The following is a 617-nucleotide window of genomic DNA, read 5'->3' as shown; positions in this document are numbered from 1 at the left end:
CACTACGCTTAGAGCTACATAAACCAACCCAAGCTAAACAGCAGATGTACCAACGAATGACTGAGATGAATACGGAATTTGCGAACTGGTTACTCACACATCCAGAAGTGACCAAAGCAACAAGTAAGATATTCAAAGAATTTTCTTCTGAAAAGTCCTTCGGCTGTCACGAATCAAACGATTCGTGAGGTGAAGTCCCAAATGAAAAATCAAGAGGCGAAGACCTTTAAGAAGATGTGGTGTTGCTTTAATAATCAGAATCTAAAAATAGAGAAAGCGGGAGCTTTCTACACGGTTGCTTTTCCCACTCTAGAAAAGAAGATTAGCGTTCCTGTAGTGGCTCGTCCCTTTCAACAAGCATGGTTAGAACGAATCATAGCGGGTACTGCTAAGCAAGGAGCCGGAAAGCTCTACAAGAAGAAACAGAAATGGGTTCTGGCTATTGCCATCTCATTTGATGTGCAGAAAAGCCAAGATCAAAAAGCGATGGGAGTAGACTTAGGTCTGCGCTACTTAGCTGTAGCCAGTGTGGGAACCCAGTCTCTCTCTTTTAAAGGAAATGAATGTGCTTATACTCGCAGACGCTATTCAGCCAGACGTAGAAAACTGGGCAAAAC

At 42.9% G+C, this 617-nt stretch carries 1 pseudogene; it reads left to right on the top strand.

The features are described 5' to 3' along the window. A pseudogene (locus tag ACFQNG_RS11555) lies at positions 1 to 617 on the top strand (nuclease/transposase family protein); the annotation flags it as partial.

The organism is Laceyella putida, assembly GCF_042665195.1.
Classification (GTDB): Bacteria; Bacillota; Bacilli; order Thermoactinomycetales; family Thermoactinomycetaceae; genus Laceyella; species Laceyella putida.
Note: the sequence above shows the minus strand (reverse complement) of the source record. Positions and strands in the feature narration are given on the sequence as shown.